Source organism: Thauera aromatica K172 (genome assembly GCF_003030465.1).
Classification (GTDB): Bacteria; Pseudomonadota; Gammaproteobacteria; order Burkholderiales; family Rhodocyclaceae; genus Thauera; species Thauera aromatica.
On sequence record NZ_CP028340.1, the window covers coordinates 13,916 to 36,605 of the forward strand.

Here is a 22,690-nt window from a genome sequence, read left to right on the forward strand (position 1 = left end):
AAAAGGAGTTTTAACCATGAATAAGAAACTGCTTTCCTCCCTGGTCGTCGCCGTCGCGGCTTTCGGTTCGGTCGGTACGGCCAGCGCGCAGGAAGTCTTGACCGGCGACACCCGCCTTGCTTGCGAAGCGGTGTTGTGCCTGGCCTCCGGCACCCGGCCCAGCGAATGCGCGCCGTCGCTCAATCGCTATTTCAGCATCACGGCCCGCAAGTTCAAGGACACGCTCAAGAAGCGCCGGAACTTCCTCAACCTGTGCCCGGTATCGAACCAGACGCCGGAAATGTCCTCGCTGATTTCCGCGCAGGTCAACGGGGCTGGCCGGTGCGATGCGCAGGCCCTCAATAGCACGCTGATTAGCTATCGCGGCTGGGACAGCGGCGAAACGTACATCAGCAATCGGATGCCGGACTACTGCGCGGCATACACCGGCCACGCTTACACCGACTTCAATTCGAGCGGCACCATGCCCCGTTATGTTGGGACGCCAGAGGAAGGCGGGTATTGGGTCGAGGCAAGGGACTATGACCGCGCCCTGGCTGAATATAACGCCCGCCTGGAAGAACAACGCCGCCGGAACCGCGAAAACGGTTGGATGCAGCGGTAAGGGGAGGGGAGGGGACATGCTGCCATTCGTTGCCGATATGCCGCCGCAGATTCAGGAGCGCGTCGTGTGCTCTATCTCGGCGGCCGTCAAGTATGAAGTCCCGGCCAACATCGTGTTGGCCGTGGCTGAAAAGGAAGCAGGTAAGCCGGGCCAGTGGGTGCGCAACACGAATGGCACTCACGATGTTGGCCCGATGCAGTTCAACACGACTTACCTGCGCGACCTGGCCCGCTACGGGATCACGGCAGACGATGTAGCGGCCGCCGGCTGCTACTCGTATGACTTGGCCGCTTGGCGGTTGCGGATGCACATTCGCAACGACAAGGGCGACCTGTGGACGAAAGCCGCTAACTATCACTCGCGCACGCCTCGGTACAACACCGTGTACCGGGCCGACTTGATCCGCAAGGCGACCAAGTGGGCCGATTGGCTCGAAGCGCGTTTTGTGACCCTGGACGTGACGAAAGAGGGCGCTACCGCTTCGGTGCCGACCATGCCGGCGACCGTCCAGCAAGTGGCCCAGCAATCGCCTGTGGCGGCCCCAGCGGCCGCCCCGGCGACTGCGCAACACAAGCCCGCAGCACATAGCTCGCTGAACACCGCCAGCTATGTGCCGCGTTCCATATCGTTTCGCTCGCAGGATTAAGCGCGGGCCTTCATTTAGCGGCTAAAGCATGGATAGATTCCACGATTTCATGATGCGTTACACGCTGGGCCTTTGGGGCTGCATCAGCGGCTATTGCAAGTGGGCCGAATCGCAAGCAAAGAACGACAAGGATTTGCTTGTTCTCGGCATTGGCCCGGTCTTTGTCCTGGGCCTGCTCCTGTGGTCGCTGCCGGGCTGGATCGGCAAGCCCATTGCCTTCATCTTGTCGCTGCCGGCGCTATACCTGGCCTTCCTGGTGCTGCGCGCCTACTCCGTTCGGACAGGGAAGCGGAAGTGAAGCCGCTGCGCATGTCGGACGGTTCGCTTGAGCTGTTGAAGTGGCTCGCCTTGGTCTTGATGACCGGCGATCACGTCAACAAGTATCTGTTCAACGGCACCATTGATTGGCTGTTCGATGCCGGCCGGCTTTGCTTGCCGATCTTCGTTTTTGTCCTGGCGTACAACCTTGCTCGGCCTGGTGTGTTCGAGCGCGGGGCCTATCCCCGCACCATGAAACGCATGGCGCTGTTCGGTGTGGTCGCCTCGGTGCCATTCATCGCCCTGGGCGGCCTGGGCGGCGGGTGGTGGCCGCTCAATGTCATGTTCACCCTCTTGGTCATTACGGCCACGCTGTACCTGGTCGAACGCGGTGGTGTTGGCAACCTGGTTGCCGCCGGCCTGGTGTTCCTGGTCGGCGGTAGCGTTGTTGAATACTGGTGGCCGGCCATCGTTCTCGGCCTGGCCGTCTGGTCTTATTGCAAGCGCCCCACCTGGACAGCCGCGGCGGTCGCGCTGCTGGCCCTGGCCGCGCTCTGGTTCATCAATCGCAACCTGTGGGCCTTGGCGGTGTTGCCGCTGCTCCTGGTCGCCTCTCGCATTGATCTGTCCATGCCGCGCCTGCGCTGGGCTTTCTATGCCTATTACCCGCTGCACCTGGCTGCGCTCTGGTTGATCCGCATTCCCATGAGCAAGGCCGGATACCTATTCTTTTGATTGGAGTCTGTCCGATGCGTAAAGCGTTCTTCCTGGCCATTTCCTTGGCGTCCATGATCTTCGCGCAAGGCGCGCTGGCCGCCGACTACGGCACCGCCCATAGCACGCCTGTTTCCTCGATGGTGATGGTTTCCTTCCCGGACAGCAGCACCACGTTCCAGCCGCCGGCGGACGTGGCCGCCGTCCTTGCTGACGCCCGCGCCGCCTCGATGATCTATGTCAACGGCCGCACCAGTACGAACCGGCCCAGCGCCCGCGATGAAATCCTGGCATTGAAGCGTGCCTTGTCGGCGCGCAAGTACCTGGTGGATCGTGGCGTGTCGCCGCTCAAGATCATGGTGAATTTCGCGTCGGCCGCCGACTACGTGACCGAGAACATCACGCCCGAAGGGCGCTACCAGAACCAACGTGTTGAAATCGAATTGATCTACGTGCCCATGTTCTAGGCACGGGCCGTCCACTTTTTTCACTGATAAGGAGTTTGCTGCATGAAATCTATAAACCGCCTAGCTCTTGCTTTGCCGATCCTGGCCCTTGCCGGTTGCGCCGCGCTGGATCAGGTCGCCAAGGACATTCAAAAGGCCACGGCCCCGGTCATGGTGACGGATACGCTGCCGCAGATTTGCCAAGCGGCGAAGAACAACCAGGTGCAAGCCAATAGCACGTATGTCGGTAAGGGCCTGGCCATGACTGGCGAAGTCCGGTCAGTCAATGAAGGCTTCCAGCCTCACTATCGCGTGCTGTTGAAAGCTGGCCAAGTGTCGATTCACGCCGGCACCGACAACAAGGCCAACGTCACCGCGTTGACAGTCGGCAAGACGGCCCGCGCCTCCGGTGTCATTACGGACGTGTCCTATGACTTCAACGGCTGCGCAATCTCTTTGAAAGACGCGACGTTCTAGCCCAGCAAGGAAACGGCCGCCGATCATGGACATTAAGCGAAAGAATCATCCGCTTAACATTTCTGCGATATTGGACGTACTAGCCCCGCTGGCATGGGTAGCATTGGTATCACTTGTTGCTCTAGCTGGCAGGGCAGTCGGCAATGACTGGATGTTGTTCGGCGGCCTGTGGTTTGCCTTAGCTGTTGCGGCTGGCTTATGGGCTTCCAGACAACCCTGGATTGTGAGAACGGGAAATCCGATAGAACGCCGTATCGGAATCGGTCTTTCCGTCGCCCTGATTCCTGTTTTGACCTATGCCATAGCTCTGCTGTCTGGCATTGCGCTAGAACGAGTTTCAAGCGAGCGATACGCTGCCGCCCGCAGCGCCTTTGTGGCCGACGCGGACGGCTTCCCCTTCCTTAAAAAGTTTGCGCTTGAACATTACGGTGTGCATGTCGTGCTTTCATCCGCTGTGTCTGGTTGGAACACGAACACCGTTGCACTACCACACTCGATCCCGGCGCTTATGTACGTAGGGCCTGGCTACTGTGATCTGGTCTTGAATCCGGCGAATGTCCTAAAAGGCTTCACCGGCTCCGATCCCACCCCTTGGATTAAAGGGGTTATGGTGCATGAACTTGCGCACTGTCTGGACGTTTCCCGCGATATGCCCAGCTTTACAGGCCGCGATATCGGCACCCGCTCTATCGCTCCTGGTGCGGCTGTTAGCGCGGTGACTCTGGAACAGCACCTAGAGGCCGCGTCACGGCTTCCATCGCAAGTATGGCGTGAAGCCTTGGCAGATAGCTTTACTGTCGGCTTTTGGCGAATGACCGAACCCAGCGCCGACCAACTTATTACCGATCTCCTTGAAAAGCGTTCCAGCGGTGATGCCGCGCACTACACAAGCTGCTGGATCGAACAGGCAATGCAAACCCCCCTGCCCCGCTCGATGCCGGCATTATTGCCTTGGGCCGATACCATCCGCGCGTCATCAACCTGTACGCTTTGACGCCACGGCTTTGTGCAATGCCCACACTCTTTTGACCTGACTTTCGCTGCACCTGGCCAGTTTCGCCGTTTCCGCGATGCTATGCCCAGCAGTGCGCAGCGCAATGATCCGATCATGCGCCAGTGTGTCGGCCTTACGGCCGGTGTAGCGGCCGGCCTGCTTGGCCAGCTCCACGCCTTGCCGCTGACGCTCGCGCCGATCCTCGTAGTCATCGCGTGCGATCTGCAACGCCAGCTTCAAAAGCATGTCCTGGACGGATTCCAGAACAACCTTGGCCACGCCCTTCGCCTCGGCGGCCAGCTCCGTCAAATCCACCACACCAGGCACGGCTAGCCTGGCGCCCTTGGCCCGGATCGAGGCCACCAGGCGTTCGGCCTCGGCCAGCGGCAAGCGGCTGATTCGGTCGATCTTCTCCGCAACCACGACTTCACCAGGTTGCAGGTCGGCAATCAGGCGCAGCAGCTCGGCGCGATCGGCGCGTGCGCCGCTGGCTTTCTCGCGGTAGATGCCGGCGACGTAAAAGCCGGCCGCCTTCGTGCTCTCCACGATGGCATCCTGCCGGCTTAGGTCTTGTTCCTCCGTGCTCACGTGTCGTTTTCAGAAGGCGACTGCACCAGTTCACTGGGCTGGCCGCCGTGTGTGCATAGAACTTCTGACCGGGAACGGTCAGAAGTTCTATGCACGAAGCGCCGCGAGAGATCGGAATTGCTCAGAACTCTTGTGCACGGCGCGACAAAGCCGGAACCGCCGAAAATTCCGGCGATCAACCGGCAAGCTGCTTGATGCGCTCGGCCAGGCGGCCGAAAGCCTCGTTCACGTATTCCAGCACCTTGGGTTCTGCGCCCTGCGTGCGCAGCGAGTCTTTGAAGGCTTCCAGGTCGGACAGCCATTGCCGATGCAGGCGGCCCAGCTCGTCGAGCTGAGGCCGGAAGTCTTGGAGACTGCCGCTCGCACGAAACGCCTGGTAGCCACGCTCAAGCGTGGCCGCCGTGGTCAGCAGTTGCGCGCCCATTTGCTTGTGCTGTTCGGAGAACTCGGCCATGCCGTCATAGGGCCGCGAAGCCTTGCGGCGCTCGGCTTCGGATGCCTCTTCCATGATGCGGGCGTAGCGGTAGAACCCTGGGAACTCGCGGGACAGCGCCATGAGCTGCTGATCGGATGTGCCGACCCAAATCCTGTGCAGGTCAGGCCCGTACCCCATCATGCGATTGATGATGGCATGGGCCTCGCTGACACCCTGGGCGGCAAGCTGCTGCATGTGTTGGTCGATCTTCGCGGCCAGTCGGCGGAATTCGTTCATGCTCATGTCCGTCACAAAAGGCGCGTTGATTGCCCTTGCGCCGTGAGAAGTGCCACCGCCTTCTTATCGAAGGAAACGAAGGTTTCCCCGCCAAGCCAGTTGCCTTCGTAGGCAATGACGCCATCGGCAAAGTCTCCGCCCGCGTCGAGCACCAGCAAGCCAGCCTCCACGGCAGGCCGGTTCACTTCCACATTCGCGGCGGCCAGTAGTGCCCGGATCGCGCTGGCCGCGTCGGCTTGCTGGAAGCCGTAGACACGCAGCAGCACCCAAACAAATTCGCATAGGCACGGCAGCGCGACCGCGATCAACTCGGCGTCGGTCAAGACTGCGGCGGCAACGTCCGCTTGTGCGGGATCGTCACGCACAACCGCACGCACAAGGACGTTGGTATCGACTGCGACCTTCATTGCTTACCTGCCCAGCCTTGCGCCGCCGCCTCGTTGATTTCTTCGATGGTGGCAACCTTCTGCGTCTTGCCCGCGAGCAGGCCGACAAAGCTGGCTATCGTCCCTGCGGGCCGTGCCGCCTTGAGCACGCCCCGACCGTCTGGCAACAAGTCCAGCTCGATCTTGTCGCCTGGCCTGATGCCGAGGTGTTGCAGTACGTCCTTCCGAAACGTCACTTGTCCCCGTGCGGTAACGGTCAATGTGGTCATGGTGGTTTGCCCTCGCAATCAAGGTTGATGCTTCACATAGTAATGCAAAAATGCCTTACCGTCAATGTCCGTCAAACGATCATTAGTCGGCCATGCCGGACACTGTCCAGCAAAGTTATTGCACAACGGGTTGTCGGACATTAAGATAGGCGGACGGAATGACGGACAAGAGAGGCGGCAAATGGCACTGATCGGCTATGCGCGGGTATCGACGGCGGAACAGGACACCGCCTTGCAGACGGATGCGCTACGCAAGGCAGGCTGCGAGCGCGTTTTCGAGGACACGGCTTCCGGGGCCAAGGCCGACCGCCCCGGCTTGGCTGATGCGCTGGCCTACCTGCGCGACGGCGACGTGCTGGCCGTCTGGCGGCTGGATCGGCTCGGGCGCTCTATGCCGCACCTAATCGAAACGATAGGCGCGCTGGAAGCGCGAGGCGTCGGCTTCCGTTCTCTGACGGAAGCCATCGACACCACCACGCCAGGCGGGCGGCTCATCTTCCACGTGTTCGGCGCGCTGGGCCAGTTCGAGCGCGACTTGATCCGCGAGCGCACCAAGGCCGGGTTGACTGCCGCCGCCGCTCGTGGGAGGAAGGGCGGGCGAAAGCCGGTTGTCACCGCCGACAAGTTGCAGCGAGCGCGGGAGCACATCGCCAACGGGCTTAATGTCCGAGAGGCCGCTACACGGCTCAAGGTGAGCAAGACGGCCCTGTACACCGCGCTGCAATCCACCAGTGCAGCCGACTCCTGATATTCCGTGCAGTCGTCTTCTGAAAATGACACTCACGCGCAGGTAGATGCGTGCGACTTTCATGCGGGCCTCCTGGTCATTTTGGGTATAGGGAAAATGACCATTGTTTCACGCCTAGCCAAAAAGGGAAGGTTCCCGGTTCAAATGTCGTTTTCAGAAGACGGCTGCACTGAACGTCAGAAGCCGACTGCACTATAGCAGCGGAGGGGTTGGATCCATCAGGCAACGACGGGCTGCTGCCGGCCATCAGCGGACGCAGGGAGGACTTTCCGCAACCGGCCGTTCGATGCGGCACCGATGGCCTTCGCGCAGGGGTAGTGAATCCGCCAGGATTGACTTGCGCTGCCCTACCTCTCACTAGTGAGGGGCGGCAGCGCATCAAGCGGTGAGCGCACTCCGGCACCGCCAACTTTCAGCACATGCGTGTAAATCATCGTCGTAGAGACGTCGGAATGGCCGAGCAGATCCTGCACGGTTCGAATGTCGTAACCGCTGCGGAGCAAGGCCGTCGCGAACGAGTGGCGGAGGGTGTGCGGTGTGGCGGGCTTCGTGATGCCTGCTTGTTCTACGGCACGTTTGAAGGCGCGCTGAAAGGTCTGGTCATACATGTGATGGCGACGCACGACACCGCTCCGTGGATCGGTCGAATGCGTGTGCTGCGCAAAAACCCAGAACCACGGCCAGGAATGCCCGGCGCGCGGATACTTCCGCTCAAGGGCGTCGGGAAGCGCAACGCCGCTGCGGCCCTCGGCCTGGTCCTTCAGCCACCATGCCCGTGCACGCGACAGCTGCTCGCGCAGGCTGGGTGCCAAGCTCTCGGGTAACATCAAGGCCCGATCCTTGGAGCCCTTGCCCTCCCGCACGATGATCGTGCCGTGATCGAAATCCAGATCCTTGACCCGCAGTTGCAAACCCTCACTGATCCGCATGCCCGTTCCATACAGAAGCTGGGCGAACAAACGATGCTCGCCTTCCAGAAAACCGAGGATGCGAACCACTTCATCCGGGGTCAGCACCACCGGCAAGCGCCGCGACGGCCGAGGTCTTCCGATCTCCTGAAGCCAGGGCAGATCCGTGCACAGCACCTTGCCGTAGAAGAACAGCAAGGCCGCCAATGCCTGACGATGCGTGGAGACCGAAACCTTGCGCTCGTTCGCCAGCCAGGACAGAAATGCCTCGACTTCGCTGCTGCCCAAGGTTGCCGGGTGACGCACACCGTGGAAACGGATGAAGGCACGAACCCAGTGGACATAAGCCTGTTCGGTTCGTAAGCTGTAATGCAAGTAGCGTATGCGCTCACGCAACTGGTCCAGAACCTTGACCGAACGCAGCGGTGGTAACGGCGCAGTGGCGGTTTTCATGGCTTGTTATGACTGTTTTTTTGTACAGTCTATGCCTCGGGCATCCAAGCAGCAAGCGCGTTACGCCGTGGGTCGATGTTTTCATCCGGGGTCAGCACCACCGGCAAGCGCCGCGACGGCCGAGGTCTTCCGATCTCCTGAAGCCAGGGCAGATCCGTGCACAGCACCTTGCCGTAGAAGAACAGCAAGGCCGCCAATGCCTGACGATGCGTGGAGACCGAAACCTTGCGCTCGTTCGCCAGCCAGGACAGAAATGCCTCGACTTCGCTGCTGCCCAAGGTTGCCGGGTGACGCACACCGTGGAAACGGATGAAGGCACGAACCCAGTGGACATAAGCCTGTTCGGTTCGTAAGCTGTAATGCAAGTAGCGTATGCGCTCACGCAACTGGTCCAGAACCTTGACCGAACGCAGCGGTGGTAACGGCGCAGTGGCGGTTTTCATGGCTTGTTATGACTGTTTTTTTGTACAGTCTATGCCTCGGGCATCCAAGCAGCAAGCGCGTTACGCCGTGGGTCGATGTTTGATGTTATGGAGCAGCAACGATGTTACGCAGCAGGGCAGTCGCCCTAAAACAAAGTTATGCTCTGTGAGCCTGGTTATTGGCGAAGCGAAAGTATGACGATTTCAGCAATAAACGCAAAAGGATAAAAAAATGACATGGAGAACGACCAGAACACTTTTACAGCCTCAAAAGCTGGAGTTCAATGAGTTTGAGATTCTTAATCCCGTAGTTGAGGGCGCCCGAATTGTCGGCATTGGCGAGGGTGCTCACTTTGTCGCGGAGTTCTCACTGGCTAGAGCTAGTCTTATTCGCTATTTTGTCGAGAGGCATGATTTTAATGCGATTGGTTTGGAATGTGGGGCGATTCAGGCATCCCGGCTATCTGAATGGCTCAACTCAACAGCCGGTGCTCATGAACTTGAGCGATTTTCGGATACCCTGACCTTTTCTTTGTATGGCTCAGTGCTGATTTGGGTTAAATCATATCTACGCGAATCAGGAAGAAAACTGCAGTTAGTCGGAATCGATTTACCCAACACCTTGAATCCAAGGGACGACCTAGCGCAATTGGCCGAAATTATCCAGGTCATCGACCACCTCATGAAACCCCACGTTGATGCGCTGACTCAGTTGTTGACGTCCATTGATGGCCAGTCGGCGGTTATTTCATCGGCAAAATGGGGGGAGTTGGAAACGGCTCAGCAGGAGAAAGCTATCTCAGGGGTAACCAGATTGAAGCTCCGTTTGGCGTCGCTTGCCCCTGTCCTGAAAAATCACGTCAACAGCGATTTTTTCCGAAAAGCCTCTGATCGAATAGAGTCGATAGAGTATACGTTGGAAACCTTGCGTGTAATGAAAGCTTTCTTCGATGGTACCTCTCTTGAGGGAGATACTTCCGTACGTGACTCGTATATGGCGGGCGTGGTGGATGGAATGGTTCGAGCGAATCCGGATGTAAGGATAATTCTGCTGGCGCACAACAATCATTTACAAAAAACTCCAGTTTCCTTTTCAGGCGAGCTTACGGCTGTTCCCATGGGACAGCATCTCGCAGAGAGGGAGGAGGGGGATTACCGTGCGATTGCATTCACCCATCTTGGACTCACCGTGCCGGAAATGCATTTCCCATCGCCCGACAGTCCTCTTGGATTCTCTGTTGTGACCACGCCTGCCGATGCAATCCGTGAGGATAGTGTGGAACAGTATGTCATCGATGCCTGTGGTAAGGAGGATTCATGCCTGACATTGACAGATGACCCCATGGAAGCAAAGCGAATGCGGTCCCAAAGCGCCTCTGTAGAAACGAATTTGAGCGAGGCATTTGATGCCATCGTCTGCGTTCCCAGCGCCGGCAAGGACAGCCTGGTTGCCCTATAGGAAACCAGAAATGAAATGAAGGAGCATAACCTGCCAATCCACCGGACGGTTTTCAACCGCCGGTGATCAGCGCGTTAGATGCACTAAGCACATAATTGCTCACAGCCAAACTATCAGGTCAAGTCTGCTTTTATTATTTTTAAGCGTGCATAATAAGCCCTACACAAATTGGGAGATATATCATGAAAGGCTGGCTTTTTCTTGTTATCGCAATAGTTGGCGAAGTAATCGCAACATCCGCATTAAAATCTAGCGAGGGCTTTACTAAGCTTGCCCCTTCCGCCGTTGTCATAATCGGTTATGGCATCGCATTTTATTTTCTTTCTCTGGTTCTGAAATCCATCCCTGTCGGTGGATGTTATGGATTATTTTTAAGCGTGCATAATAAGCCCTACACAAATTGGGAGATATATCATGAAAGGCTGGCTTTTTCTTGTTATCGCAATAGTTGGCGAAGTAATCGCAACATCCGCATTAAAATCTAGCGAGGGCTTTACTAAGCTTGCCCCTTCCGCCGTTGTCATAATCGGTTATGGCATCGCATTTTATTTTCTTTCTCTGGTTCTGAAATCCATCCCTGTCGGTGTTGCTTATGCAGTCTGGTCGGGACTCGGCGTCGTCATAATTACAGCCATTGCCTGGTTGCTTCATGGGCAAAAGCTTGATGCGTGGGGCTTTGTAGGTATGGGGCTCATAATTGCTGCCTTTTTGCTCGCCCGATCCCCATCGTGGAAGTCGCTGCGGAGGCCGACGCCATGGTGACGGTGTTCGGCATTCTGAATCTCACCGAGGACTCCTTCTTCGATGAGAGCCGGCGGCTAGACCCCGCCGGCGCTGTCACCGCGGCGATCGAAATGCTGCGAGTCGGATCAGACGTCGTGGATGTCGGACCGGCCGCCAGCCATCCGGACGCGAGGCCTGTATCGCCGGCCGATGAGATCAGACGTATTGCGCCGCTCTTAGACGCCCTGTCCGATCAGATGCACCGTGTTTCAATCGACAGCTTCCAACCGGAAACCCAGCGCTATGCGCTCAAGCGCGGCGTGGGCTACCTGAACGATATCCAAGGATTTCCTGACCCTGCGCTCTATCCCGATATTGCTGAGGCGGACTGCAGGCTGGTGGTTATGCACTCAGCGCAGCGGGATGGCATCGCCACCCGCACCGGTCACCTTCGACCCGAAGACGCGCTCGACGAGATTGTGCGGTTCTTCGAGGCGCGGGTTTCCGCCTTGCGACGGAGCGGGGTCGCTGCCGACCGGCTCATCCTCGATCCGGGGATGGGATTTTTCTTGAGCCCCGCACCGGAAACATCGCTGCACGTGCTGTCGAACCTTCAAAAGCTGAAGTCGGCGTTGGGGCTTCCGCTATTGGTCTCGGTGTCGCGGAAATCCTTCTTGGGCGCCACCGTTGGCCTTCCTGTAAAGGATCTGGGTCCAGCGAGCCTTGCGGCGGAACTTCACGCGATCGGCAATGGCGCTGACTACGTCCGCACCCACGCGCCTGGAGATCTGCGAAGCGCAATCACCTTCTCGGAAACCCTCGCGAAATTTCGCAGTCGCGACGCCAGAGACCGAGGGTTAGATCATGCCTAGCATTCACCTTCCGGCCGCCCGCTAGCGGACCCTGGTCAGGTTCCGCGAAGGTGGGCGCAGACATGCTGGGCTCGTCAGGATCAAACTGCACTATGAGGCGGCGGTTCATACCGCGCCAGGGGAGCGAATGGACAGCGAGGAGCCTCCGAACGTTCGGGTCGCCTGCTCGGGTGATATCGACGAGGTTGTGCGGCTGATGCACGACGCTGCGGCGTGGATGTCCGCCAAGGGAACGCCCGCCTGGGACGTCGCGCGGATCGACCGGACATTCGCGGAGACCTTCGTCCTGAGATCCGAGCTCCTAGTCGCGAGTTGCAGCGACGGCATCGTCGGCTGTTGCACCTTGTCGGCCGAGGATCCCGAGTTCTGGCCCGACGCCCTCAAGGGGGAGGCCGCATATCTGCACAAGCTCGCGGTGCGACGGACACATGCGGGCCGGGGTGTCAGCTCCGCGCTGATCGAGGCTTGCCGCCATGCCGCGCGAACGCAGGGGTGCGCCAAGCTGCGGCTCGACTGCCACCCGAACCTGCGTGGCCTATACGAGCGGCTCGGATTCACCCACGTCGACACTTTCAATCCCGGCTGGGATCCAACCTTCATCGCAGAACGCCTAGAACTCGAAATCTAACGTCCGTTCGGGCATCGAGGTCCATGTCGGGGTGGGACGGGCCCGTGGCTTCAAGATCACTTGCAGTCCGACCGCGATGTCTTGGTTGCGCGAGAGGTTGTCGATATCTGTTGATTTGCACCCAAATTTGACCCGGGATTTGCATTGAATTTTGACCCACCCCTTGTTGTCAGAATTATGTCTCGATTTTCAGTTTGCGGGTCTGTTTTTCCTCCTGCTTATTCTGAGTTGAACTGTGTTTGAAGCGGTAACTTTCATTGCCGGTTTCCAGGATGTGGCAGTGGTGGGTTAGTCGGTCCAACAACGCTGTTGTCATCTTTTCATCGCCAAACACTCGGCTCCATTCCGAGAAGCTCAAGTTGGTGGTCAGTATCACGCTGGTTTTTTCGTACAGCTTTGAGAGCAGGTGAAACAGCAGTGCCCCACCGGTTTGGCTAAAAGGCAAATATCCCAGCTCATCCAGAATCACCAAATCGGCATACAACAGACGGTTTGCGATTTGTCCCTGACGCCCAGATGATTTCTCTTGCTCCAGTGCATTGACCAAATCCACGGTGGAGAAGAAACGCACCCGTCGGTTCAAGTGCATCACTGCTTGTGTACCAATGGCTGTGGCCAGGTGAGTCTTGCCTGTGCCTGGCCCACCAATCAGCACCACGTTCTGGGCTTGTTCCATGAAGTCGCACCGGTGCAATTGTTTGACCGTGGCCTCATTAACCAGGCTTTGACTGAAGTCAAAGCCCACCAAGTCCCGATACACGGGGAACTTGGCCACCCGCAATTGATAGTTCACCGAACGTACTTCACGCTCTGCCACTTCAGCTTTAATCAAGCTGTCCAGCATGGGCAAGGCTTGATTAAATGCTGGTGAATTCTGATTGCCCAACTCCTCAATGGCGTGTGCCATGCCAAAGAGTTTCAAGGATTTGAGGATTCTCACATGGCCTTCATGCTGCATCATGGGCTCTCCTTAAACTGTCATAGCGGTTCACGTTGGCCTGTGGTTCCAATGTCAGCCTTAACCCCTTGGGAATTGGAATCGGTTTGGGTGGAGGTTCTTCGGTCAAACGTCCCAACAGATTAAGCACATGCTCCTTCGATGGCTTGCCACACTCCAATGCCAATTCCACAGCACTGAGTACCGCACCTTCATCGTGGTGCAATACAAGGGCCAGAATTTCCACCATGTCACGGTCACCGCCGGGGCGTTGCAGCAAGATGGATTGAAGCTTCTTGAACGCGGGTGGCAATTCAGCAAATGGCGCACCATTGCGCAACGCCCCAGGTTTCTTCTGAAGCACAGACAAGTAATGGTGCCAGTCGTATTGTGTGTGGCCACGCCGAGCGTGGCCACTGCCAAACAATCTTGGATGCTCGGCAATGTGTTGGCCTTCGGCAGCCATCACCAGCTTGTCTGCATAAATCCGAAGGCTGATGGCCCTGTTGGCGTAACTGGCAGGAACGCTGTAGCGATTGCCCTCGTGGTGAACAAGGCAGGTTGAAGTGACTCGCTTGGTTTGCTCCACGAATGCATCAAAGGCATTGGGTAGCGCCATCAACTCGCCTTGTTCATCGGCAAAGGCCTCTTGCACGGTTTGGTCCAATTCGGGGTGGCGCAGCTCAGACCACAGCGCTTTGCAGCGATGCTCAAGCCACACATTCAAATCAGCAAGGCTTTGAAAGTCTGGTGCCCCTTGCCACAGGCGTTGGCGGGAATCCTGCACGTTCTTCTCAATCTGGCCTTTCTCCCAACCCGATGCTGGATTACAGAACTGCGCATCAAACAGGTAGTGGCTGACCATGGCAGTGAACCGCTGATTGACCCTGCGCTCTTTGCCACGCCCCACCGAATCCACAGCGGTCTTCATGTTGTCGTAGATGCCGCGCTTGGGAATGCCACCGAAGATTTGAAAGGCATGCCAGTGGGCATCAAACAGCATTTCATGTTTTTGCTGGTAGTAAGCCCGAAGCACAAAGGCCCGGCTGTGGGCCAACTTAAACTGGGCAATCTGAAGTTTGACCTGTTTGCCCGCTATGCGGGCAAAGTCCTCACTCCAATCGAATTGGAAGGCTTCGCCACAAGCAAAGCGCAAGGGGATGAAACAACCCTTGCCCGAGGTTTGCGCCTTGAACTGTTCGGAATCTTTCCACTGTCGGGCAAAGGCACACACTCGGTCATAAGACCCGGTAAAGCCCAAAGCGACCAAATCCCGGTACATGCTGCGCAGGTTTCTGCGCAGCTTCTTTGTCTTTTTGTGCTCGGTGGAGAGCCACTGCCTTAACTTGGGCTCAAAAGGACTTAACTTGCCAACGCTGTCTCGCGCTGGGTACTGCGGTTCAACCACCTTGCTTTGCAAATACTTGCGAACGGTGTTCCTGGACAGGCCGCTTCGTCGGGCTATTTCCCGAATCGACGCACCATCGCGAAAATGCCAGCGTCGAATTGCGCTCAATATCGCCACGTTTATCACTCCTTGATTTCTCCCGCCATATCCAGACGGGAAACAGTGTCATACGTGGGTCAAATTTCGACGCAAATCTTTACCCTAAGTGGGTCAATTTTAGATGCAACTCAACAGCCGGCCGAAATCGAGCCTGCCCCTCATCTGTCAACGCCGCGCCGGGTGAGTCGGCCCCTCAAGTGTCAACGTCCGCCCCTCATCTGTCAGTGAGGGCCAAGTTTTCCGCGAGGTATCCACAACGCCGGCGGCCGCGGGGCATGAAAAAGCCCGTAGCGGGCTGCTACGGGCGTCTGACGCGGTGGAAAGGGGGAGGGGATGTTGTCTACATGGCTCTGCTGTAGTGAGTGGGTTGCGCTCCGGCAGCGGTCCTGATCAATCGTCACCCTTTCTCGGTCCTTCAACGTTCCTGACAACGAGCCTCCTTTTCGCCAATCCATCGACAATCACCGCGAGTCCCTGCTCGAACGCTGCGTCCGGACCGGCTTCGTCGAAGGCGTCTATCGCGGCCCGCAACAGCGGCGAGAGCGGAGCCTGTTCAACGGTGCCGCCGCGCTCGCCGGCATCGCTGTCGCCGGCCTGCTCCTCAAGCACGGCCCCAACAGTGAAGTAGCTGATTGTCATCAGCGCATTGACGGCGTCCCCGGCCGAAAAACCCGCCTCGCAGAGGAAGCGAAGCTGCGCGTCGGCCGTTTCCATCTGCGGTGCGCCCGGTCGCGTGCCGGCATGGATGCGCGCGCCATCGCGGTAGGCGAGCAGCGCCTGCCTGAAGCTGCGGGCATTCCCGATCAGAAATGAGCGCCAGTCGTCGTCGGCTCTCGGCACCGAATGCGTATGATTCTCCGCCAGCATGGCTTCGGCCAGTGCGTCGAGCAGCGCCCGCTTGTTCCTGAAGTGCCAGTAAAGCGCCGGCTGCTGAACCCCCAACCGTTCCGCCAGTTTGCGTGTCGTCAGACCGTCTACGCCGACCTCGTTCAACAGGTCCAGGGCGGCACGGATCACTGTATTCGGCTGCAACTTTGTCATGCTTGACACTTTATCACTGATAAACATAATATGTCCACCAACTTATCAGTGATAAAGAATCCGCGCGTTCAATCGGACCAGCGGAGGCTGGTCCGGAGGCCAGACGTGAAACCCAACAGACCCCTGATCGTAATTCTGAGCACTGTCGCGCTCGACGCTGTCGGCATCGGCCTGATTATGCCGGTGCTGCCGGGCCTCCTGCGCGATCTGGTTCACTCGAACGACGTCACCGCCCACTATGGCATTCTGCTGGCGCTGTATGCGTTGATGCAATTTGCCTGCGCACCTGTGCTGGGCGCGCTGTCGGATCGTTTCGGGCGGCGGCCGGTCTTGCTCGTCTCGCTGGCCGGCGCTGCTGTCGACTACGCCATCATGGCGACGGCGCCTTTCCTTTGGGTTCTCTATATCGGGCGGATCGTGGCCGGCATCACCGGGGCGACTGGGGCGGTAGCCGGCGCTTATATTGCCGATATCACTGATGGCGATGAGCGCGCGCGGCACTTCGGCTTCATGAGCGCCTGTTTCGGGTTCGGGATGGTCGCGGGACCTGTGCTCGGTGGGCTGATGGGCGGTTTCTCCCCCCACGCTCCGTTCTTCGCCGCGGCAGCCTTGAACGGCCTCAATTTCCTGACGGGCTGTTTCCTTTTGCCGGAGTCGCACAAAGGCGAACGCCGGCCGTTACGCCGGGAGGCTCTCAACCCGCTCGCTTCGTTCCGGTGGGCCCGGGGCATGACCGTCGTCGCCGCCCTGATGGCGGTCTTCTTCATCATGCAACTTGTCGGACAGGTGCCGGCCGCGCTTTGGGTCATTTTCGGCGAGGATCGCTTTCACTGGGACGCGACCACGATCGGCATTTCGCTTGCCGCATTTGGCATTCTGCATTCACTCGCCCAGGCAATGATCACCGGCCCTGTAGCCGCCCGGCTCGGCGAAAGGCGGGCACTCATGCTCGGAATGATTGCCGACGGCACAGGCTACATCCTGCTTGCCTTCGCGACACGGGGATGGATGGCGTTCCCGATCATGGTCCTGCTTGCTTCGGGTGGCATCGGAATGCCGGCGCTGCAAGCAATGTTGTCCAGGCAGGTGGATGAGGAACGTCAGGGGCAGCTGCAAGGCTCACTGGCGGCGCTCACCAGCCTGACCTCGATCGTCGGACCCCTCCTCTTCACGGCGATCTATGCGGCTTCTATAACAACGTGGAACGGGTGGGCATGGATTGCAGGCGCTGCCCTCTACTTGCTCTGCCTGCCGGCGCTGCGTCGCGGGCTTTGGAGCGGCGCAGGGCAACGAGCCGATCGCTGATCGTGGAAACGATAGGCCTATGCCATGCGGGTCAAGGCGACTTCCGGCAAGCTATACGCGCCCTAGGAGTGCGGTTGGAACGTTGGCCCAGCCAGATACTCCCGATCACGAGCAGGACGCCGATGATTTGAAGCGCACTCAGCGTCTGATCCAAGAACAACCATCCTAGCAACACGGCGGTCCCCGGGCTGAGAAAGCCCAGTAAGGAAACAACTGTAGGTTCGAGTCGCGAGATCCCCCGGAACCAAAGGAAGTAGGTTAAACCCGCTCCGATCAGGCCGAGCCACGCCAGGCCGAGAACATTGGTTCCTGTAGGCATCGGGATTGGCGGATCAAACACTAAAGCTACTGGAACGAGCAGAAGTCCTCCGGCCGCCAGTTGCCAGGCGGTAAAGGTGAGCAGAGGCACGGGAGGTTGCCACTTGCGGGTCAGCACGGTTCCGAACGCCATGGAAACCGCCCCCGCCAGGCCCGCTGCGACGCCGACAGGATCTAGCGCTGCGTTTGGTGTCAACACCAACAGCGCCACGCCCGCAGTTCCGCAAATAGCCCCCAGGACCGCCATCAATCGTATCGGGCTACCTAGCAGAGCGGCAGAGATGAACACGACCATCAGCGGCTGCACAGCGCCTACCGTCGCCGCGACCCCGCCCGGCAGGCGGTAGACCGAAATAAACAACAAGCTCCAGAATAGCGAAATATTAAGTGCGCCGAGGATGAAGATGCGCATCCACCAGATTCCCGTTGGAATCTGTCGGACGATCATCACGAGCAATAAACCCGCCGGCAACGCCCGCAGCATCGCGACCGTCATCGGTGAGAAGTTCGGCAGGTATTGGGTGGTGACAATGTAGGTGCTGCCCCAAATGGCAGGTGCTATCGCTGTGAACAATAAATCGGGGCAGACGGCGCTTCCAGCGTGACGACCATGCCGAGCACGCAGCGGGTGAACACGTCGATGGCGAGGGTCAGGTACGGGCGGCCAATAGGTTGCCGGTCGCGGTCATCGACCACGATCAGGTCGATGACCGTATGGTCTATCTGCACCTGCTCCAGCGGCGCGGTCACGGCAGGAGGCTCGCCGCCCACACCTTGTAGGTCACGAGCGGCATCCTGGCCTTCCCGCCGGCGGATGACCTTGCGCGGGTCAAGGCTAGCGATCCGTAAGGCCACGGTATTGCGCGCCGGCACTCGCAGTTTTTGAGCCTTGCACACCTGAGTGACTTCGCGGTGAAAGGCCGCTAGGCTGCGCTTCTGCTTGGTCAGGAACCGCTTTTGCAGTAGCTCGTGGATGACGCGCTCGACCGGTTCCGGCAAGCGCCCCTTACCTTTACCTCCACCGGACTGGCCGGGCACCAGATCCGTCACGAGGCCGCTGCCTTGCCGGGCACGCCGGATCAGAACGTATACCTGGCGCCGAGACAAGCCCAGCGCCTGAGCCGCCATATCGGCCGCTTCGTGCCCGACCGTCTCCGACTGCGCCAACGGACTGATGATCTCCGCACGACGGCGCGCACGCTCCCAAGCCTCATCAGGCAGAGTGGCCACGCCTTGTTCTGGAATCCGTGGGGTGTCCGTCGCCATGCTCACCTCGCTTTGGTGCACACGAGTATTGAGCATAGTCGAGATTGGTGCAGATCACTTCTGATATTGAACTGTCAGGAGCTGGCTGCACAACAGCCATTACGCCCAATCAACTGGTGCAGTCGTCTTCTGAAAATGACATCAAATTGGCTAGGTTGTTTTGGGCCATGCAACGGGGCCGGGTGGATCTCGTTGTGGATCTCGCCGGCGGGGATCTAGCCGTGGATCTCCGACCTGGTGCGCAGGCCAAAAAAAACCGCCCCGGAGTGCGGGGCGGCGAAGTAGGGCGGTCGTGCTGTTATCCGATCTTGGCGGCCCGCCTCGGCCGCTGCTCCTGTTTCTGCTCGCGCTTCTGTTCCTGGTCGATCCTCTGCGCCTTCTCCTGCTGGCCAACATCGACCAGCACCTTGCCCACGGCCGTACTGACCTGACGCTGTACGCCTTCGCGCCCCAGCTCGCTCTTGTTGGCCAAGTCGTTGAAGTCGGTGAAGCCCTTGGGATCGCCGGCCTGCTCGCCCGGTGCAAAGATCGGGAAGATGGCCTTGCCACCTACTGCCTTTGCGGCTTCCTCGGCCTTGGCCCGGCCGGGGTTGTAGCCGCGTTCCAGCTCCTGGGCCTTGTCGTCGTCGCCGGCGATGATGATGGGCTTGTCCGGGTACTTCTCATGCAGTGCGCGGGCGACGTGGGGCAGGTTGCCCGAGTCGAACGCCGCGACCGTGGCAAAGCCCAGCGCCTCGGAATTGCTCGCCGCTGTGGCATAGCCCTCGGAAATGACCAGGGCCGGCGCTGCGGCCAAGGCATCCATGCCGCCGACCGGATGAAAGCATCCTTCCTTCTTGCTGTCCTTGGCGAACCGCTTGGTGCCGTCCTCCTGGATGTACTGCATCGCCCATTGCTTGCCGTCCGCATCGAACACCGGAATGTAGGTTTTCTGGCCTTCCTTGTCGGTCAGCACGCCCGCCTGCGGCTTGATGCCCTTGGCTTCCAGGTACGGCGTCGGCTGCTCGATGGGCGCAAGGGTGGCCATCTGACGGCCGACACGCTGGGCCGTGGCTTCGTGCGCCTGCTCCTGTGCGGCCTCGCGCTCGGCCAGCTTGGTCGCGGCCTCGGCTTGCAGCTTGGCCTTTTCCTCGTCGCTCAAGGCATAGCCCTTGCTCTTCCAGGTAATGTCCGTGCCGGTCTTGTTGTTGATGATCCGGCCGGCCGGGTGGCCGTCCAGGTGCCCGACATAGAAGCCGTCCAGGGTTCCAGACTTGCCGCCGTCCACCGGCACGCGATGTTTCTTGCCGTCCATGATTGGATGGTCGCCGTCCGGTCGCTGGCCGACGAATAGGCCGGCGCTGCGCATGGCTTGCGCGAACTCTTCCCTTGGCGTCATAGCCGGCCCTTGCTGGGCCGATACGTTGTCGGGGTTCCAGCGTTCCAGCTTGGCCATGTCGGCACGCGGGCCGGCATACCAGGACTTCGCCGCCTTATCCCAAAGCGCGCCGGCCGCTTTGGCCTCGCCACGCTCGGCATAGGGCACGGCAAGGTACTGGCGGGCCTGTGCGGGCTTCTGCGCCTGCTCCTGGCCCTGGGTGGCCTGCTGGGCCGCCTGTGGCTCTGCGGCCGCTGTAGCGGCTCCCTGCGCCCATTTGGCAAACGGTGCGGTATCGACGCCCGGCGGCACGTACCAGGACTGTTGCTGACGATCCCAGCGTGCCCCGAGTCCCTTGGCCTCGTCTTTTTCCTTGAAAGGCACGTTGATGTACTCGCGTTCGGCCTTCTGCTGCGCCGGCGCAGCCGTCGCGCCCTGGGCCTGCTCCTGCTGCTCGCGCTCATGCTCGGCAATGCGATTCTGCAAGTCCTGGTCGTTCAGCATCACGGTCATTTCAGCGTCTTTGCGTGCTTCTTTAGCGGCTGAAATGTCCTCGTCGGTGCTGTTCGGATCGCGGCGCACCCGCTCTTCATGGACGCGGGCCAGCTTCGCCGCTCGCTCAACATCGTTCACTTCGGCGTAGGCATCGACCGCCGCCAGGCGCTGGGCCAGCTCGTCGGCCTGCTGTTCGCCGTCGAAGTCAGCAAGCCATTGGTGCGTGCCATCTTCCCGGCGGGCATACACCCCATAGAACTGCGGTTCAACGCCAAGGGATGCGGCCGAAGTGACGTGCTGATCGTCGCCTTCGCCTTCCATGACGTTGCCCTGGACTTGCACCTGGCCGATCCAGTCAGCGGGCAGCGTGAAGCCAAATGCCTTTTCGCTGGCTTCGTTCAGCGCCTGAATGTCGATTGCCCTGGTCGCCTCGGTGCCAGTGTGCAAGTCGCGCAGCGCGCTTGTGACCTCGGCATCAGGCCGGGACATGATGCCGTTGTCGGCCAGCCGATCCACCAGGCGGCCGGGCAGGTTGTCGATGTTGGTTGGTTGCATGGCCAGCTCCTTTTCTTGCTGCTGGGCCTGGTCTTGCTCCTGCACCTGCACCTGCTCGAAGGCCAGCACGTAATCATGGATTTTCTCGGCGTCGGATGAGGCGCGGAAAATTTCCAGCGGATCGTCTTGCAGCGCCTTGATCCAGGAACCGACATAAGCGGCGTGCTGCTCGGGGTCGTGGCCAATGCCCAGCTCGTCGCCCACGATCATCGAAGAAATCTCGGCCCGCAATTCTTCCTTGGCGTACCCCTCCGATCCGAACGGATGGGCAAGGTCACGGTCGAGGCGCGAAGGGTGGCCAGTCCAATGTCCCAGCTCGTGCAAGGCCGTCGCGTAGTAGCGGTCGGCGCTCTCGAACTGGCTTTTTTCCGGCAGGGTGATGCTGTCGGTCGAAGGCCGATAGAAAGCCCGATCCCCGGCCGCGTGGGTGATCTTCGCCCCGGACGCTTGCAGGATGTGTTCGGCCCGCTCCACGGCATCCCACTGCTGTTCTGCCTTGGGCTTGATCTGCTGCGGCGGCAGGCCGTCGATCTGCTCGCCGTTGAAAACGGTAGCGAAGAACACGCGGGGCCGTTCGAGCTGGACGGTTTCCTTGATCTTCTCGCCGTTCGCATCGCGCACCGGCCGGCCCTGGTCATCCAGCTTGTCTTGCTCTTCGCTGAATTTCCAGTATTGAACGGGCGTGCCTTTCTCGCCCTTGCGCACCTGTGCGCCGGCGGCCGCCGCCTGCTTGTAGGTCATCCAGCGCGAGTCATCCCGGCCTTGGGCCATCAGGTGAATTGCGTTAATGCCTTTGTAGCGTTTGCCGGTGGTGGGGTTCATCGGCATCAGCGAATTAGGTTCGCCTGGTTGCCACGGTTTTTGCCACGGCGCGGTGCCAGCCTTGAGCTGTTCGATCAGCTTTTCGGCCACCACTTCATGAAACGGCTTCTTCGGTTCCATAGTGTTGTCCCTTCTGAATAGTTCGTTGATCTCCGGGAATGTCTGCTGTGTCCTGGTGCGGTCGTGCAGGCCCTGGGCGACCATGCACACGATGTTGTGCAGGTCGTCGGCCCCCATCGGCCGGACACGGGCGATGCAGGTTTCCTTGAAGGATTGCTGGCCTCGCTGTTGCACCTGGTCGTTGCCAACGTGGTGACGTGGTGCGATGCCTTCGGATTGCAGGGCAATGACTTCCTCGGCGCGCATGTCCAGCGATGTGCCGGCATAGCGTTCGTTGATGTCATCCCATAGCGGCTTGAGCGTTGGTTCTTCGCGGCCGGCGATCACGCCATCGAGCAAGGCCCGCTTCTCGGCCGGTGCGAAGGTGTTGGCCCCGTAGTGCCCTAGAACCTCATGGCGCAACGTAATGAGCAAGTCGCGGGCGTCCTGGACGTTTTCCAGGGGAATGTCCACGCGACCCCGATAGGTGCGTCCGTTGGGGGCTATCGTCTCTTTCGGCAGATAGCCGCCCTTCATGTCCTGGGGCACTTCCACGGCACGCGGCCCGTAAAGCTGGGCCGTGTTGTCGCGGAACTTGTAGGCCAGCTCAAGCGCGCCGGGGTAGTCGGTCAAGAACAACCGCGCTACCCCTTCGGCTTCAGCCTTGGTCATGGCCATCTA

Annotated in this window: 23 protein-coding genes and 4 pseudogenes; 14 read left to right on the forward strand and 13 right to left on the reverse strand. The window is 59.5% G+C overall.

The genetic code is table 11. The annotated features are described in order from the left end of the window. Positions 1-16 precede the first annotated feature (16 nt). From Tharo_RS17265 to Tharo_RS17295, 7 genes are read left to right on the forward strand one after another with little or no spacing between them, the layout of a single operon-like run. Complete coding sequence (locus Tharo_RS17265) at positions 17-604, forward strand: TrbM/KikA/MpfK family conjugal transfer protein (protein ID WP_011600622.1); 588 nt, start codon at positions 17-19, stop codon at positions 602-604. Between the two features lie 16 nt (positions 605-620). After that, positions 621-1,250, forward strand: a complete 630-nt coding sequence (locus Tharo_RS17270) for a transglycosylase SLT domain-containing protein (RefSeq protein WP_011600623.1) — start codon at positions 621-623, stop codon at positions 1,248-1,250. A gap of 28 nt (positions 1,251-1,278) precedes the next feature. Then, entirely contained in the window at positions 1,279-1,548 is a 270-nt protein-coding gene (locus tag Tharo_RS17275; protein ID WP_011600624.1) for a hypothetical protein, read from the forward strand. Then, positions 1,545-2,243: a TraX family protein gene (locus Tharo_RS17280; protein WP_011600625.1), complete on the forward strand. Its 699-nt coding sequence runs from the start codon at positions 1,545-1,547 to the stop codon at positions 2,241-2,243. Before Tharo_RS17275 ends, Tharo_RS17280 begins: the two co-directional genes overlap by 4 nt. 14 nt (positions 2,244-2,257) lie before the next feature. Further along, positions 2,258-2,689 (forward strand): OmpA family protein, encoded by a 432-nt coding sequence (locus Tharo_RS17285; protein WP_011600626.1) that lies wholly within the window; start codon positions 2,258-2,260, stop codon positions 2,687-2,689. Positions 2,690-2,731: 42 nt separating this feature from the next. After that, positions 2,732-3,145 carry a hypothetical protein gene (locus Tharo_RS17290; RefSeq protein ID WP_011600627.1) on the forward strand — a complete coding sequence of 138 codons (414 nt, stop codon included), beginning with the start codon at positions 2,732-2,734 and terminating at the stop codon, positions 3,143-3,145. A gap of 25 nt (positions 3,146-3,170) precedes the next feature. Next, on the forward strand, positions 3,171-4,139 hold the full coding sequence (locus tag Tharo_RS17295; RefSeq protein WP_011600628.1) for a hypothetical protein: 969 nt from the start codon (positions 3,171-3,173) through the stop codon (positions 4,137-4,139). Here Tharo_RS17295 and Tharo_RS17300 read toward each other — a convergent pair. From Tharo_RS17300 to Tharo_RS17315, 4 genes are all read right to left on the reverse strand, one after another. Then, positions 4,122-4,727: a recombinase family protein gene (locus Tharo_RS17300; RefSeq protein WP_011600629.1), complete on the reverse strand. Its 606-nt coding sequence runs from the start codon at positions 4,725-4,727 to the stop codon at positions 4,122-4,124. The genes Tharo_RS17295 and Tharo_RS17300 overlap by 18 nt on opposite strands. 175 nt (positions 4,728-4,902) lie before the next feature. After that, positions 4,903-5,439 carry a hypothetical protein gene (locus Tharo_RS18010; protein ID WP_003159187.1) on the reverse strand — a complete coding sequence of 179 codons (537 nt, stop codon included), beginning with the start codon at positions 5,437-5,439 and terminating at the stop codon, positions 4,903-4,905. An 11-nt stretch (positions 5,440-5,450) separates the two neighbouring features. After that, positions 5,451-5,846, reverse strand: coding sequence for a type II toxin-antitoxin system VapC family toxin (locus tag Tharo_RS17310; protein WP_003159186.1), 396 nt, complete (start codon positions 5,844-5,846; stop codon positions 5,451-5,453). Further along, positions 5,843-6,094 (reverse strand): AbrB/MazE/SpoVT family DNA-binding domain-containing protein, encoded by a 252-nt coding sequence (locus Tharo_RS17315; protein WP_003108276.1) that lies wholly within the window; start codon positions 6,092-6,094, stop codon positions 5,843-5,845. Before Tharo_RS17315 ends, Tharo_RS17310 begins: the two co-directional genes overlap by 4 nt. 181 nt (positions 6,095-6,275) lie before the next feature. On the opposite strand from Tharo_RS17315, the gene Tharo_RS17320 reads away from it, so the two are divergent. Then, positions 6,276-6,842, forward strand: coding sequence for a recombinase family protein (locus Tharo_RS17320; RefSeq protein WP_003159185.1), 567 nt, complete (start codon positions 6,276-6,278; stop codon positions 6,840-6,842). Positions 6,843-7,189: 347 nt separating this feature from the next. On the opposite strand, the gene intI1 (Tharo_RS17330) is transcribed toward Tharo_RS17320, so the two are convergent. Together intI1 (Tharo_RS17330) and intI1 (Tharo_RS17335) are read right to left on the reverse strand one after the other, a co-directional pair. After that, positions 7,190-8,203, reverse strand: coding sequence for a class 1 integron integrase IntI1 (gene intI1 / locus Tharo_RS17330; protein WP_000845048.1), 1,014 nt, complete (start codon positions 8,201-8,203; stop codon positions 7,190-7,192). Positions 8,204-8,283: 80 nt separating this feature from the next. Further along, positions 8,284-8,646: pseudogene (intI1, locus tag Tharo_RS17335) on the reverse strand (class 1 integron integrase IntI1); the annotation flags it as partial. Between the two features lie 211 nt (positions 8,647-8,857). On the opposite strand from intI1 (Tharo_RS17335), the gene ere(A) reads away from it, so the two are divergent. The 5 genes and pseudogenes from ere(A) (at position 8,858) to Tharo_RS17365 (ending at position 12,307) form a co-directional block, all read left to right on the forward strand. Continuing rightward, entirely contained in the window at positions 8,858-10,084 is a 1,227-nt protein-coding gene (gene ere(A) / locus Tharo_RS17340; RefSeq protein WP_021566672.1) for an EreA family erythromycin esterase, read from the forward strand. A gap of 182 nt (positions 10,085-10,266) precedes the next feature. After that, positions 10,267-10,455 (forward strand): annotated as a pseudogene (locus tag Tharo_RS18015) (DMT family transporter); the annotation flags it as partial. A 43-nt stretch (positions 10,456-10,498) separates the two neighbouring features. After that, positions 10,499-10,846, forward strand: a complete 348-nt coding sequence (locus tag Tharo_RS17350; protein ID WP_000679427.1) for a quaternary ammonium compound efflux SMR transporter QacE delta 1 — start codon at positions 10,499-10,501, stop codon at positions 10,844-10,846. Beyond that, positions 10,840-11,679 carry a sulfonamide-resistant dihydropteroate synthase Sul1 gene (gene sul1, locus Tharo_RS17355; RefSeq protein ID WP_000259031.1) on the forward strand — a complete coding sequence of 280 codons (840 nt, stop codon included), beginning with the start codon at positions 10,840-10,842 and terminating at the stop codon, positions 11,677-11,679. Before Tharo_RS17350 ends, sul1 begins: the two co-directional genes overlap by 7 nt. A gap of 127 nt (positions 11,680-11,806) precedes the next feature. After that, positions 11,807-12,307: a GNAT family N-acetyltransferase gene (locus Tharo_RS17365; protein WP_000376623.1), complete on the forward strand. Its 501-nt coding sequence runs from the start codon at positions 11,807-11,809 to the stop codon at positions 12,305-12,307. Between the two features lie 175 nt (positions 12,308-12,482). Here the strand turns inward: Tharo_RS17365 and istB are convergent, their stop codons facing one another. The 3 genes from istB to tetR(A) form a co-directional block, all read right to left on the reverse strand. Further along, complete coding sequence (gene istB, locus Tharo_RS17370; protein WP_000983249.1) at positions 12,483-13,268, reverse strand: IS21-like element IS1326 family helper ATPase IstB; 786 nt, start codon at positions 13,266-13,268, stop codon at positions 12,483-12,485. Next, positions 13,255-14,778 carry an IS21-like element IS1326 family transposase gene (gene istA / locus Tharo_RS17375; RefSeq protein ID WP_001324342.1) on the reverse strand — a complete coding sequence of 508 codons (1,524 nt, stop codon included), beginning with the start codon at positions 14,776-14,778 and terminating at the stop codon, positions 13,255-13,257. The genes istB and istA overlap by 14 nt, the downstream gene beginning before the upstream one ends. Positions 14,779-15,141: 363 nt before the next feature. Further along, positions 15,142-15,792, reverse strand: a complete 651-nt coding sequence (tetR(A), locus tag Tharo_RS17380; protein WP_000164043.1) for a tetracycline resistance transcriptional repressor TetR(A) — start codon at positions 15,790-15,792, stop codon at positions 15,142-15,144. A gap of 105 nt (positions 15,793-15,897) precedes the next feature. Here tetR(A) and tet(A) point away from each other — a divergent pair, with 105 nt between their 5' ends. Continuing rightward, complete coding sequence (tet(A), locus tag Tharo_RS17385; protein ID WP_000804064.1) at positions 15,898-17,097, forward strand: tetracycline efflux MFS transporter Tet(A); 1,200 nt, start codon at positions 15,898-15,900, stop codon at positions 17,095-17,097. A 31-nt stretch (positions 17,098-17,128) separates the two neighbouring features. On the opposite strand, the gene Tharo_RS17390 is transcribed toward tet(A), so the two are convergent. From Tharo_RS17390 to Tharo_RS17405, 4 genes and pseudogenes are all read right to left on the reverse strand, one after another. After that, positions 17,129-18,040 carry a DMT family transporter gene (locus Tharo_RS17390; RefSeq protein WP_065897011.1) on the reverse strand — a complete coding sequence of 304 codons (912 nt, stop codon included), beginning with the start codon at positions 18,038-18,040 and terminating at the stop codon, positions 17,129-17,131. Continuing rightward, positions 17,998-18,681: pseudogene (locus tag Tharo_RS17395) on the reverse strand (DNA-binding domain-containing protein); the annotation flags it as partial. The gene Tharo_RS17390 and the pseudogene Tharo_RS17395, both read right to left, overlap by 43 nt. A 74-nt stretch (positions 18,682-18,755) precedes the next feature. Beyond that, positions 18,756-18,824: pseudogene (locus Tharo_RS18020) on the reverse strand (hypothetical protein); the annotation flags it as partial. Positions 18,825-18,979: 155 nt separating this feature from the next. After that, positions 18,980-22,687, reverse strand: a complete 3,708-nt coding sequence (locus tag Tharo_RS17405) for a zincin-like metallopeptidase domain-containing protein (RefSeq protein WP_011600631.1) — start codon at positions 22,685-22,687, stop codon at positions 18,980-18,982. Positions 22,688-22,690 lie beyond the last annotated feature (3 nt).